Source organism: Arthrobacter sp. MMS24-T111 (genome assembly GCF_054888995.1).
In genome coordinates this window covers 2,067,308-2,080,253 of record NZ_JBTZRO010000001.1, presented here as the reverse complement: position 1 = coordinate 2,080,253, position 12,946 = coordinate 2,067,308, and the positions used below count along the sequence as shown (strand labels likewise).

At 52.9% G+C, this 12,946-nt stretch carries 12 protein-coding genes and 1 pseudogene; all 13 read right to left on the bottom strand.

What is annotated here, in order from left to right; translation table 11 throughout:
- Positions 1–5: 5 nt before the first annotated feature.
- Positions 6–284: a hypothetical protein gene (locus ACX5I6_RS09740; protein WP_461840338.1), complete on the bottom strand. Its 279-nt coding sequence runs from the start codon at positions 282–284 to the stop codon at positions 6–8.
- Positions 285–844: 560 nt separating this feature from the next.
- Positions 845–1,630 carry a YveK family protein gene (locus ACX5I6_RS09735; RefSeq protein WP_461840337.1) on the bottom strand — a complete coding sequence of 262 codons (786 nt, stop codon included), beginning with the start codon at positions 1,628–1,630 and terminating at the stop codon, positions 845–847.
- Positions 1,631–3,160: 1,530 nt separating this feature from the next.
- A pseudogene (locus tag ACX5I6_RS09730) lies at positions 3,161–4,306 on the bottom strand (oligosaccharide flippase family protein); the annotation flags it as partial.
- Between the two features lie 219 nt (positions 4,307–4,525).
- Positions 4,526–5,047 carry a CatB-related O-acetyltransferase gene (locus tag ACX5I6_RS09725; RefSeq protein ID WP_461840336.1) on the bottom strand — a complete coding sequence of 174 codons (522 nt, stop codon included), beginning with the start codon at positions 5,045–5,047 and terminating at the stop codon, positions 4,526–4,528.
- Between the two features lie 112 nt (positions 5,048–5,159).
- Positions 5,160–5,870 carry a WecB/TagA/CpsF family glycosyltransferase gene (locus tag ACX5I6_RS09720; RefSeq protein WP_461840335.1) on the bottom strand — a complete coding sequence of 237 codons (711 nt, stop codon included), beginning with the start codon at positions 5,868–5,870 and terminating at the stop codon, positions 5,160–5,162.
- The gene (locus tag ACX5I6_RS09715) at positions 5,867–6,904 is read right to left on the bottom strand and encodes a glycosyltransferase family 4 protein (RefSeq protein WP_461840334.1); all 1,038 of its coding nucleotides are present in this window, start codon (positions 6,902–6,904) and stop codon (positions 5,867–5,869) included. Before ACX5I6_RS09715 ends, ACX5I6_RS09720 begins: the two co-directional genes overlap by 4 nt.
- 55 nt (positions 6,905–6,959) lie before the next feature.
- Positions 6,960–7,796, bottom strand: a complete 837-nt coding sequence (locus ACX5I6_RS09710) for a glycosyltransferase family 2 protein (RefSeq protein ID WP_461840333.1) — start codon at positions 7,794–7,796, stop codon at positions 6,960–6,962.
- Positions 7,796–8,812 (bottom strand): glycosyltransferase, encoded by a 1,017-nt coding sequence (locus ACX5I6_RS09705; protein WP_461840332.1) that lies wholly within the window; start codon positions 8,810–8,812, stop codon positions 7,796–7,798. The genes ACX5I6_RS09710 and ACX5I6_RS09705 overlap by 1 nt, the downstream gene beginning before the upstream one ends.
- Entirely contained in the window at positions 8,809–9,618 is an 810-nt protein-coding gene (locus tag ACX5I6_RS09700; protein WP_461840331.1) for a glycosyltransferase family 2 protein, read from the bottom strand. The genes ACX5I6_RS09705 and ACX5I6_RS09700 overlap by 4 nt, the downstream gene beginning before the upstream one ends.
- Positions 9,619–9,697: 79 nt before the next feature.
- Positions 9,698–10,801, bottom strand: coding sequence for a glycosyltransferase (locus ACX5I6_RS09695; protein WP_461840330.1), 1,104 nt, complete (start codon positions 10,799–10,801; stop codon positions 9,698–9,700).
- A complete protein-coding gene (locus ACX5I6_RS09690) occupies positions 10,798–11,793 on the bottom strand; it encodes a GDP-mannose 4,6-dehydratase (RefSeq protein ID WP_461840329.1) in 996 nt (331 codons plus the stop codon). Before ACX5I6_RS09690 ends, ACX5I6_RS09695 begins: the two co-directional genes overlap by 4 nt.
- Before the next feature lie 2 nt (positions 11,794–11,795).
- Positions 11,796–12,185: a GDP-mannose 4,6-dehydratase gene (locus tag ACX5I6_RS09685; protein WP_461840328.1), complete on the bottom strand. Its 390-nt coding sequence runs from the start codon at positions 12,183–12,185 to the stop codon at positions 11,796–11,798.
- A 20-nt stretch (positions 12,186–12,205) separates the two neighbouring features.
- Positions 12,206–12,778, bottom strand: coding sequence for a GDP-mannose 4,6-dehydratase (locus ACX5I6_RS09680; RefSeq protein WP_461840327.1), 573 nt, complete (start codon positions 12,776–12,778; stop codon positions 12,206–12,208).
- Positions 12,779–12,946: the final 168 nt, after the last annotated feature.

Here is a 12,946-nt window from a genome sequence, read left to right as displayed (position 1 = left end):
GGCAGCTACCGGGGCGCTGTGAACGGGCCACGATACGGTTCTTTCTTATCCCGGGTAATTCGCGACTTCCATGCCGAGGCAAACAGACTTCCAAAAATAAATCCTTCGACAAGTAAGAATCCGCAAAGTATCGAAAACGCTGGACCCGGATTGTCGCTGGACGTAACCAGCAGGATAACAAGTACGGTCGCCACCGAAAAAACAGCTAAACAAAAGAGGATCCGGCGACCCACGAAACGAGAGTATTTTGAATCAGTGGAATCTTCCCGGGCATCATTGTTCATACTTTCAAGCATAATTAAAAAATAGAGGGATGGTCATTTGGCCCGAAGGAAAACCTATGAACCCCCAACCGTCCAATTTTGTCACTCGCTCGCATGTCCTCCCTGATCAACGAATCGTGCCGCAGCAGGAAATCTGCTTTCTCGCCCGCTTACGTCGCTGCGGGTCGTGTCCTGCCTAGGGTCGGGCGGTACAGCCCTGGAGCGCCTGGCCCCACCGGCTTGTTCCGTGGTCAAGGAGCTGTCCTTGGTGTAGTAGCTGTAAGTATATGAGTCGGGCCCCTTGCCGGGCAGAAGGTTGAGTACTAATCCGAGGATGTTTGCCCCCACAAGTTCGAGAGCCCTAAGCGACTTCTCCAAGTCCTGTCGGCGGATTCTTTGAGACCCGACTACCACGGCCACACCCCCAACATGTTGAGCGAGCACTGCGGCGTCAGTGACCGGCAGGAGTGGAGGTGCGTCGATAATTACGAGATCGAAGGCCTGCTCAAGTGAAGCAATAAGCCCGCGCATTTCTTCAGAACCAAGGAGTTCGCTGGGATTCGGCGGAATCCTTCCAGAAGTTAAACACAAAGATTGTCGCTGCCCCAAACGTGCAGAAGTTCGTTGACATCGGCTGCACCCACAAGCGCAGTCGTTAGCCCTGCAGTCGCATCCAAGCCGAGGTATTCGCCAACCATTGGTCGACGAAGATCAGCATCTACCAAACACACTGATTGTCCTGCCTGCGCCAAAGCGATCGCCAGATTTATGGCAGTCGTACTCTTTCCCTCACCGGGAAGCGATGAGGTCACGAGAACGGTCTTGGCGTGCCCGGAGATGTTGGCGAATTGTAAGTTCGTTCGCAGCTGGCGATAGGATTCGGCCCTTCGACTATGTTGGGGCGCCTGAGTAAGAAGCGGACGCTTGGAAGCATCAGGGTCGTAGGAAATCCCGCCAATAATCGGCGATGAAGAAACGTCAGAGACGTCAGATTCTCCACGCACTTTAGTGTCAATCGCCTTACGTCCAAAAGCCAAAGCCAGTCCAGCTATCAAACCAAGACATGCCCCAAGAACGAGGTTCAGCCTCGTATTTGGGGACGTCGGACTGCCGGGGGGAGTAGCGGGGGTTATGACCGATAGCTTAACAGGCGACGCTCCGCCTAGCTTAGGTCTTTCTAGGTCATCTACCACCTTGATCAGGCTGTTACCAATCGCCTGCGCTATAGCTGCCGCCTGCACAGGGGAGTTGTCCACCACAGATATATTAATGACGACGGTATCAAGATCGGTGCTCGCTTTGACCTGCTTGGCCAGCTGGTCGGCGGTGACTGCCAGACCTAAAGAATCAATGACCGGCTGCAGCACAACCGGCGTGGAAACCGTCTTTACGTATGACTGAACACGACCTTGGCTGAACGTGTTCCCCTGTTGCAGCTCCGTGACGCTTCCCGAACTCTGGATGGCGACAAAAAGCTCTGTTTGAGCCGCATATGATGGTTTGCTCAGTAAGGAGAGAGCCCCCCGCCGAGCAGGCCCGCAAGCGCGACCGCCAAAATCAAGGCCCAGCTACGTCGGACAACGTGCAAATAGTCTTTCAGGTCCAAGCTGGGTTCCCCCTGTTTTGTCTCGCAACCAGCCGGTGTGAGATTTCTAGATCTTGCGGTTGGTGTAATTCTACCTAGGAACTCCCGTCGTCTTGGCACCTGTCACAGAGCGGCGTATTTGAGTAGGAACGAACAACAGGCTCGAGCGGGGTCGGATCGACATGGGACACCCGGCGCTTCTAGGTCCAACACCCTCTACCGAGAATGGCGTGAGTGAAGACATCCATTCCTAACAGCCGCATTGGCCCGATCATCGAAGTTTAGGAACCGTGGAGAGAATTCAAGCACCACGGCGTTACTGCATGAATCATCGGCCCCGCAGACCTGTACCTGCTCCCTCACAGCAGGTGAAAAGCAGCTCACCCCACGTCCGTGTGGGTTGATATTGCCACACAGCTCGCCTCAGTTTTCGTGGATGCCGTCCGTGATGATCTACTGTCCGAGCACAAAACTCCGAACCAGCTTAGCCGTAGCTCCACTCGGGCGACCGATCCAAGTAGTTTTTCATTTGTAATCATGCTGAGTGGTATCGGCCGAACACCTGGGACTCATTGACCACACCTAGAGTGACCTAAGCCAGTTTAAGCGACTATGGCCGGCAACCGGTATGCAAGTAGTCTGCAGCCCAGAGACAGGTACTTGCCACTCTTTTGGGCTAAACGGTGACCGGCTACCCTCGCCCCATGTCAAAGTTCAACGCAAGAAGGGCAAACCTTCGCCTAAGCTGCAGAACGCCGAAAAAGACGGTCGACGCTGGTAAGCGAGCTGACGATTCGGTGATTTGCCAGATGTGTCATGCAGGTGTCACTCCAGGTGGGACCCCGCCTTCATTACTGTGTTCATCATGCATCGCTGACAGAGACTGGGCGGCATTTGGAGTCCGACTAGGAGCGTACCCTTTTTGAGCTACAGCTTGAGTCATCTCGACAAGCGCTATATTCTTCACACGCGCTATCCCGGAGGGAGCGCCCTTAGTTGCTATGCGATCTCTCATAGGACGCGTTGAGAATACTCCGGCCACTAGTTCCGGGGGTATTTAGTCCCTCATACACGACGGTCAGCCGCTTCGTTGCTTCGCATGGCAATCCTTCACGGACACAACATAAGCGGTGCAGCCCATAGCACTGTTGTGTTTTCTAGGCCCGCTCTGCCTATACCGAACTGACCGGGGATAACACGCCGGCAGATTGGCTCCCACCAGGAGCCTGGATGATCTAACTTCACCGTCTTCCAGAAAGCAAGAAAGTAACATACACCCAACGCCCTGACATCAATGCGGACGAAAGATCCGCTAGACCGACGTAGTTTGCCCAGTAGAAATGAGGCGCCGGGCCCGACCGGGCGTCAAAACAAGAAAATGCCAAAGAGGTACGTTAAAAAGATAAGTTCTAGCAATGAAAAGGAGAGCAGCCAAACTCAGCAGGTTTCCAATCAGGTTCGCTATCGCTGCGGCCATAACACCGTACATTGGAAAAAATACCAGAATAGATAACGCAGTAGTCGCCAGTGCGATGGCCTCGCCTATCACTGGAGTACCAGGGCGTCCAGATCCAACAAAGCAAAAAGTTAGCACAATTACACCACTAAGAGGGACCTGGGCCGCCGCCAGCATAAACATAATTGGAATCGCAGAGTTAAATGCCGCGCCCAGCACAACTGGCACTATCCAGCCAAGATTGACGCATAAGATCACAGCAGCGAAGAAAGTGAGCGCTATTACGAGCGCAACTGCCTGAGGCGCACTATCCTTATCGCCAGTCGAAACTTTGTTGCGCACTGGAATGCCCACGGCTGTCGGGATTGCATTTAGGACTGATGCTACAGTGGTTGCCACGGCGTAATAACCGAGATCGACCTTACCCGCCATAGCGGTAAGAAGAAGCAGATCTATTCGCTGGTTAAGAAGGCCCAAAGCGCCAGTAGTCCATCCCCTTAGCCCGAATGCTAGCGCCTCCTTTACCTCCTCAATGGGGACAGAACCCGCAGGACGTGTCCCTTTGGCTATGAGCGGCAGGAGCACCCCCGCCAGACTACTTGCAATAAGAAGAGATCCAACAGCTAGGGCATCTGCTTCGAACATAGAGATAAAGACTAGTCCAGCAATATTGAGGCATTGTGGCAGCACTTTTGATAAGGCAACGATACGCCAATTAGATAATCCCATTGAGATAGATACGAGGCAGTACCCAAGTATGAAAAGAGGCGTAACGCATGCATAAAGCATCAATAGCCACCAAGCATGGCTCTCAGCTGGAGATAGGAACTGAACTAACAGTATGTAGGGCCAAATAGCTAGACAACCAATAGCGGCACTAAGCAGAAGCGCCAGCTTGCTCGCCGCACGCCCATTACCATCCCGCGCGCTGCGCCTTGCGAAGTAATCCGGGAGCCCAAGACATAACAACAGCGACAATACAGTGCCAGGGACGACGGCTGTGGCTAGCTCCCCCGCCCCTCGGGGCCGAGCACACGGGCCTGGATGGCGGCGGAGAACACCCCAAGCGCTAAAGCGATGATGTTGGCGGCAGTAAGCATACTACTTGGCCGACGTAGGATCGCACGCATCAAGACCTGTTCCTTTCGCTTTCAGCGGTAACAGGCACGGAAGGTCCACCATTCCTCAAGGCGGTAAGTTCAAAAGAATTTGTAGCATCCATCATGGCTTTGCCGGCAATTTACCGAATTTCTTTACAAAACCCTCAACGTCGGTCCCTGAAAGCTCTGACGCCAACCGCTCAACAGTCGCGTCGTCCCACTCCCACCACTTAATGCTCAGCATCGGACCAATCAGTTCCTGTGGAATTCTGAATTTAACTGGTCTGGCCGGTTGACCAACACAAATCGAGTACGGTGGTACATCGCGGCTCACTAAGCTTCCAGCGCCAATCACTGCCCCGTCACCGATATTCACGCCAGCCAACACAAGAGTTCGCGCACCAATCCACACATCCGATCCAACGTTTATGTTCCCAGGTGAACTTGGGTAGCCGTCACTCCCTGCACCCTCCAAACCAAGCCTGATCCGCAGGGGAAACGTAGTGACGCGATCCGTCGGGTGATTGCCTCCGAGCAAGAACTGGACCTCATGTGCAATAGAGGTATACGCTCCGATGGACAACTTCGTATCATCATGTTCGAAAACACGGACAGACGGATTACCATAGGTGTGTTTTCCCACATTTACTGTCCCGGAAGCGGCCAAACGTTCCAAGTCCGGCTTAGATCGTCGTAGAATTTTAGCAACTCTGGATATCAATTAGCACCTTCCGTAACTCTGTTCTAAATAATCACTATCTCATCCAACTGCTGACGCGAATTTGAACTGCTTCAAATGCGAGTTGGGGCATTATTGAGGCGGCTTGTACTATGCGAGGAATAAATCGCTGTGGGTCCTGAAAAGTTCGTTGCAACCACTCAAGCCCCAACGACTCAGACACCACGGAGGGCGGCTTGCGAAGTCCAACAGCAGTCTCTATGGAACCACCTACTCCAATTACTGTTACCCCGGCAAGGTCAGCAATCTTCCTGCCCCAATTCTCTTGTTTTGGGCTTCCTAAGGCAATGAAGACCAGAGACACATTATTGCTTTGGATACCGTCAAGGACCGTCGCTAATCGCTCTTCATCAATGTTGGTCCCAAATTCTCCGCCAAAACAAATCCATTCAGGTCTTGTTTTCCGAACTCTTTCAAGTGCTGCTTGGGAAGAACCGACAACCGCAATTTTTTCCGTGTTTGACTCGTCAAAGTGCCATTGAACAAGTGCGCGCCCAGTAACCAGTGGAAAATTTCTCCCTGCAAGCTTTAGGCACGCGTTTAGCCAGCGACCATCAATAGTCACAGCGTCGGCCCCTTCGACAGATGAAGCGAAGGCAGGACTCCGGCGTGCAAGCCACAGTTGCCATGGAGCCAGAGTAATAATTTGGCGCGCTCCCGGCTTTATGTCTGTTGTCAAAGACGCTTCGTCCGCAACATTCTTCACAAGCAAAAAGAGAGACTTCATGATGTACGAACCGCTCTTTCGTAGATTTCTGAGATGCGAAGACTCGTTGCTTCCCATGAGTAGTGCTCAACCGCACGCTCGTGTGCGGACTTCTGAAGCTCTCTTATGTCCCCCGAATGTACGAGTTCATCAAGGCGGAGACGGAGATCGTCAACGTCGCCCCATTGGAAAGGCGCGGTTATTCCTCCGCTGATCTCGGGTAATGCCCCCGAATCAGACACCAGTGGCACGCAGTAGTTGGCCATTCCCTCAACAAGCGCTCGCGAAAACTGCTCGCTCCAGCCCTCAAGCTCGTGTGACGGAACACAGATAACGTCAGAGCGCCGCATAACTGCAGCAGCTTCCTCTATCGAGACCGCTCCCGTGAAAGTAACCCTGTCTGCCAAACTTGGGAGTTCAGCGACCCGGGCCCTCAAAACACTTTCCAGGGGACCCGTCCCAACCAGGGTCAGATTCACACGACACTGGCTCTTGGCGATCGCTTCAACCAGGTCCTGTACACCCTTACGCTCGATAAGTCGGCCAACACACACAACTTCGAGAATCTCTGCGGGAGTCGAATCTACCCGCGCATGCTCAGGGACGGCCACCCCATTGCCCACAACCGTAATGGGACGTCGAAAATTTTTCTGCCGAAGTACCTGAGCCGCTTGTGCCGACGGAACGTATGCCTCAGCACTCACATGGAAAATGTACTTCTGAAATCCTGCGAAAGGAAATGGGTATTTCTTGAACTCATTTTGGCTAGATCGAAAAACAACTTTCGCTTTCGATCGGGCCAAAAATCTGCCTAGAAGTATCGATGCGGCAGCCAAGCTGTACGGCTCTTCATGCACATCGATGACATCTGCACGGAATTTAAAAATTTCCATAGCAATGCGCAGAGGGTTATAGAAAAAGAACGGATTACGACGTAGTCCGAAAAGACCAACGGGCGTGACCATAATTAAATCGTTCCGGCGCACGGCAACTGTAGCAGTGGGCAGTTCCCGGAATACCTTTGGCACCAAAAGATGGACTTTGTGTCCAAGCATCGCTAGTTCTTCGTCTCTTCGCTGATAGGCGGGAACACCTCCTCCGTGGAAAACTCTAAGTACTCTCAACGCTTCTCCTTATGCCTTCGAAATACTGTCTCAAGCTAAGCTGACGGCTTCCAAATCTAGGTTCGACTAATATCTTTGAAAGATTTGTGAGGACCGCGATCAGACCCTCTAGATATGTAAAGTGCTTGAACATATAGCGTGTGTGGCCCACCATTCGCTCGACGGAGCGCCATCGATCCGTCACTCCTAGAGAACTGGCGCCGCCAGGTGTTTCCACGACTACGTCGCGAGTCACAGCCGTACGTCCACCCGAGTCTTTCAGCCGCCTGTGCAGGTCCATCTCCTCGCAAAACATGAAGAAGTCGCTGTCGAAGCCACCGAGAGCTGCGAACTTGGATGCTGAGAGTGCCATACAACAACCACTTATGGTCTCCGCAAAGATAAATGACCCGTCTTCTGAGTATCCACGATCTCTTTGTCGCCAAGGCGGCTTTATCGTTCGACCCCATGTCATCTTTTCCCGACCGTCAGGGCCAACAACCTGAGGCCCAACGCAGTCTAGATCGCCAGCCTCGGCTATCGACACCAGGGTCAGAAGTTGATCAAATCCGACCGAAACATCAGGATTCACAAAGGCCAGCCATTGACCAGTTGCAGCCGATGCACCCAGATTCGAACCTCTGCCATACCCAATATTTTTGTCACTTACTAGAACTGTGGCCCCCTCCTCCCTCGCGATTTGAATGGTGTTTTCAGCATCACTGGAGCCGGAGTCCACGATTATGAGCTCACAATCATGATGATTACTGAGATCCAACCTCCGCACAAAATCACGTAGAATGTGGCTTGAGTTATAGGTGACAGTAACGAGCGAAAGTCTCATCACTCGATCCCGCTTAGAACCGTACGAGCAACGGCGGCCCAGTCAGTCAGAGCTACATTCGCAAGATTCCAAGTGGAAATTTGATGACGAAATTCCTGATCTTCTAAGACTCGCTTAATACTTTGCGCAATAGAGGCAGTCGAATATGGATCAAAAGTGCTGGGGACTCCAGAACTTCCGTAAACGAGGCCAAGGTTTCCCAAAGCACTAACGACTGTGGGTGCGCCCGCAGCGGCCAGATCCAGGGCGGGTATGCAAAGTCCTTCGTCAAAAGAGGGCTGGACGTAGCCCGAGCATCCAGCAAGAAGGGATTGGTAGGCAACATCGTCGAGACCCGACACCACCTGAACCGAGTCTTCCAATCCCAGCCTCTTGATGGCGTCTCGTATCTCGAGGCTAGCCGCACCGGGGCGCCCGCAGATCACCAAGCGCCACCCACACGCATCAACCTCATTCCAAGCCTCAACAAGTCGTGCAAGATTCTTGTGATGTTCTTGCGCAGCGACACATAGCACATAGCGATCCTCTGGCGCGGGCCTCCACTCAATCGGGTGAATAGCCTGAATTGGCAAAGGCACGACGGAGGTCGACAGTCCTTCCTCAGCAAGCTCGTTAGCCGTGTACTCCGATATTGCGACGATCTCACGACACCTGGCTGCATACTTCGTCGTCAGGTCTCGGACTAAGTGCTTCGAGTAAAACTGCGGAACTCTCAAAAAACCGATGTCCATAAATACGGGGATGGATCGAACTGCAGAAATAAAAGGCACGGTCTGTCGTGGAACAATGATCCGGTCTGCCCTGTGGCGTGCGGCAGCAAGAGGGAGACTGAAATGCATAAATCCCCTTGAAGGCAAGATCACATCGATCTCGTCATGCGCCCTATCGCCAGCCACGACGAAATCCAATTTGCCATCTTCCGCCAATTGTCGAAAACCCGCTACCAAACCCAAGGTGATATCGCGAACGCCCGATGGTTTGGAAGTCAAAAGTCGTCCATCAAAAACGATTTTCATTTCGTAGTCCCAAGTTTCGAGCGTTTGAAGTCCACGATCTTCTCCACCGTTTCGGCTATACTCACCGCAATATTTCCCGACGCCCCGAGCCACTTCCGAGAATAAATTCTTCGACTCTGATTACTGTACTTCTTCAATAAGAGTGACGGTTCCTTGCCATGGCCTTGATCATGAATTGCCTTCGCGTCGGCAACCGTTGCTACCCGAAGGCCTGCTTTCCACGCTTTGCGGCATATATCAACATCTTCATAGTAAAGAAAGAACTCCGAAGAAAAACCTCCGATTTCTTCGAATGCTCTTCGTCTCCAAAGCATAACCGCGCCGCAAACCCAGCCAACATTCAGTATTTCGTTGTCAGTAGGTATCTGCTCTTCTACGACTCGCGAAGCGATGGACCATGGAGTAGGCAAAGCCCGAGCGGATGAAACAGCCTGTCCGTCGCTGGTGACAAGCTGAGGACCGACGCAAGCTAGACGACTGTCCGAGTCCAAAGCCGCCTTCAGGACCGGCAGAGTGTCGGATCTTAGCTGCACATCAGGATTCACGATTAGGAGAAATTCGTTTTCACGCTCAAAACTCGATATACCTTGGTTCATAGCAGGGCCAAAGCCAATGTTCTCTTTATTGGCTAAAACCTTAACAGGTGCGCCCCACTGCAGGCCCTCCGCCACTGTCGGCGATCCATCAGAGGATGCGTTATCAACGATGACCACTGACCCGTCCAGGCACATTTCAGAAAGACTCGATGCGAGCTTCGGAAGGTATAGGCTCGAGTTATATGAAACGACAACGACATCAATGCCCATATTTCTCTTTCCATAATAGGTGTTTGCAACCATCAAATGCGTTGCGATGATGGGATCTCTTGAAATACACTGCTAGTTATCAAGAAATGCCGCTTGTAATCCAATTCTTCATTTCTGAAGCAAACACGCTTTTATCAAACTTCCAAGCCTGTGCCACACATTGGGTGCCGCCGAGCGATACCGCAGAATGAACCGCATCAGCAAGTTGCCGGGATTCAAAGCTTTCGAGGAGGTATCCCGTCTTACCGTGAATGACGGTTTCAGCCGCTCCACCTACGGCATTGGCAAGGACAGGTGTCCCCGTGGCCATCGCCTCAACGGGCATAATCCCGAAGTCCTCAACCGGCGGGAAGACGTACAGGAGCGTTCGGCGGTAAAGTTCGCGAAGCATCTGAAACGATGGCGTTTCAACGAATGTTACGTGGCCCGGATATTGGGCTGCACAATGCTCCAAAAAGCTGTGGCTTGGCCCGCTACCAGCAAGCACAACGGGAATACCCGCGGCAGCGCCAGCCTTGATAACTAGATCAAGTCGCTTGTACGGGATGAACCGTGACGCTCCGAGAATAAACTCAGAGGGAAGCTGATTTAGCAAATCTTCCTCATCGGACGTCAACACGGTTGTTCCGCCAGCGTAGTCCGCCACGCTAACTGGCGGATAAATGACTTTTGCGCTCCTGCCCCAGCACGTTTCAATTCGGTCCCTGACAAATTGACTAATGCCCGCTATGGAGGAGGGCTCCTGGGCGCGCGCCCTGTCGAGACGCCTGAGCGGTACCGCAGCAGCGCGAGCCGCAAGCGACTTTCCACGCTCATCTAGCTCTGGGGTCCAGATATATCGAGCGGGTGTATAGGCGTACACAAATTTTGAAGCTGCACGAGCAGGACCTGAGAACTTTGCATGATGGGCAAACAAATGTGAACTGCACAAAATCCACTCGGCATCTCCGAATCCCAAGTTGCGCCATGTGATCGGCATAAAGGGGAGAGCGAGCTTCTTAGTCCTACGAAGTGGCGTCCGTGCGAGCCACGTCTCGGTTACGCGTCCGTCCGCGAATCGTTCCGGCGCGTCATCCCACAGAGAACGGATAGGTGCATCGGGAAATATTTCAGCGATCTCCTCCATGACTTTTTCGGCTCCGCCATGGGGCTCGAGCCACTCATGAACAATTACGCCGCTCATATTTGAGGTTCCTGGAAGGTCGTCGCCGAAAGTGATCGCTTTTCAAGATCGATGTCGTTCATCACCATATGTGCGACCATCTCTTCAAAATCCATAGTTGGTTTCCATCCCAATAAGCGCTGCGCTTTTCGGGAGTCTCCTCGCAGCTCGGTCGCATCGGCCGGCCGGACAAACCTTTGATCAATCTCTACGTACTGTTGCCAATTATTTATGCCCACAGCGGCAAACGCACTAGCCACAAAATCAGCAACGGTATGCGATTGACCCGTTGCTATAACGAAGTCCTGCGCATCGGAGTGAGCCGCAATTCGATACATCGCATCGACATAGTCAGGGGCCCACCCCCAGTCGCGTCGAGCATCCAAATTACCTAATAGCAGCGAATCAGCTTGACCCAGGAAGATCTTTGCCACCTGCGACGTTATCTTCCTGGTGACGAACGCTACTGGCCGGCGAGGAGACTCATGATTATATAAAATCGCAGTTGACGCAAACATCCCCCTATTGCGATAGATCTGCACTAAATTGTGCGCCAGCGCCTTGGACGCACCATAAGGCGAAACAGGCTGAATTGAGCAGTTCTCATGCTGCGGAGCCACCGCTGCATTGCCAAAAATTTCGGCGCTCGAGGCTTGCACGAAGCGGATGTCGTTGCCAGTCGCTTCGCGAAGACGCCAAGTCGCTTCAAGAAGCACGGCCACGGCTGTTGAATTCACGGCGACAGTTTCGGCAGGCGAATCCCAAGATCGAGCTACTGAACTGCTGCCAGCGAGGTTGAAGACAACGTCCGGTGAGGCATCTTCTAGCGCATGCTGCAGGCTCTCATGATCGGTCAGGTCACCCGGATGAGGAATAATACCCGCCGATAACTGTGCTACGTCAGTCTTATCCGTCCTGGTTAGAGCGTGTACCGACCACCCCAAATCCAGGAGTTGCTCAGCGAGATAACTTCCATCTTGGCCGCCGACGCCAGTTACGAATGCGGTACTCACTGCTAGCGAACTAATGCAGATTGTTCAGCGAGGTCACTTGCGACCATCATCTGAATCAATTCTTGGAACGCGACCTGGGGCTTCCAGCCCAAAACAGCCTTGGCCTTCGAAGGATCACCTATCAACAGGTCAACTTCAGCAGGACGCATGAAGCGAGGATCCTGTCGAACGTATGGCTCCCAGTCTTCGATGCCGATAGCCTCGAAGGCAACGTTCAGCAGATCACGTATGGAGTGTGTCTCCCCTGTGGCGATTACGTAGTCGTCGGCTTCCGGCTGTTGGAGCATTCGCCACATGGCCTCGACATAGTCGCCGGCGAAACCCCAGTCACGCTTTGCATCGAGATTGCCAAGCACAATTTCGTTCTGAAGTCCTAGCTTGATCCTCGCCACTGCCTGCGTAACCTTTCTGGTTACAAATTCTGGTCCGCGGCGGGGGACTCATGATTAAAAAGGATGCCGCTTGAAGCGTGCATTCCGTAGGACTCGCGGTAGTTAATGGTCATGTAATGGCCGAAGACCTTAGCTACGCCGTACGGTGACCTCGGCCAAAGAAGCGTGCTCTCGCTCTGAGGCACCTGCTGAACCTTCCCAAACATCTCCGACGACGACGCTTGATAGAACTTGACCCGGTCAATGTCATCGCCAGCAAACTGCCGTGTGGCTTCGAGCATGTTCAGGACGCCCTTGCCCGTAACATCCGAGGTCAAGGATGCATTTTCCCAGGAGTAGGCAACATAGGAAATTGCTCCAAGGTTGTAGACCTCGTCCGGAACAGAAACGTTAAGGACTCGAGTCAGTCCGGCAACGTCTGACAAATCACCGGGGAGAAGTTTCACTCCCGGCGCCACGGCAGCAACCAGATCCCTCTTGGGATTGTTTTGACCACGAATCAAGCCGAAAACTTCGTAGCCTTTTGCAAGGAGGAGCTCCGATAGATAGAGCCCATCTTGTCCCGTTATACCCGTAATGAGTGCCCTTGGCATACTTCCCCCTGCGTAATTTCGGCGTCCCCGGATATCCACGGACATCGATAGTTTGTGATAGACCTGTCGACGACGCCACCCGCGCGGTCTTAACGAGCGGTCTGGTCAAACAAGAGCCTTAGATGCACCTGCTTCAGGCTACGGCGCCCGGTCTCCCGGCAATAGTAG

Bases quoted from the DNA above. Each gene is read 5' to 3' on its own strand.
- ACX5I6_RS09680 (WP_461840327.1), bottom strand. From the start codon at position 12,778: ATGCCAAGGGCACTCATTACGGGTATAACGGGACAAGATGGGCTCTAT.
- ACX5I6_RS09740 (WP_461840338.1), bottom strand. From the start codon at position 284: ATGAACAATGATGCCCGGGAAGATTCCACTGATTCAAAATACTCTCGT.
- ACX5I6_RS09715 (WP_461840334.1), bottom strand. From the start codon at position 6,904: ATGCTTGGACACAAAGTCCATCTTTTGGTGCCAAAGGTATTCCGGGAA.
- ACX5I6_RS09705 (WP_461840332.1), bottom strand. From the start codon at position 8,812: ATGAAAATCGTTTTTGATGGACGACTTTTGACTTCCAAACCATCGGGC.
- ACX5I6_RS09720 (WP_461840335.1), bottom strand. From the start codon at position 5,870: ATGAAGTCTCTCTTTTTGCTTGTGAAGAATGTTGCGGACGAAGCGTCT.
- ACX5I6_RS09700 (WP_461840331.1), bottom strand. From the start codon at position 9,618: ATGGGCATTGATGTCGTTGTCGTTTCATATAACTCGAGCCTATACCTT.
- ACX5I6_RS09710 (WP_461840333.1), bottom strand. From the start codon at position 7,796: ATGAGACTTTCGCTCGTTACTGTCACCTATAACTCAAGCCACATTCTA.
- ACX5I6_RS09695 (WP_461840330.1), bottom strand. From the start codon at position 10,801: ATGAGCGGCGTAATTGTTCATGAGTGGCTCGAGCCCCATGGCGGAGCC.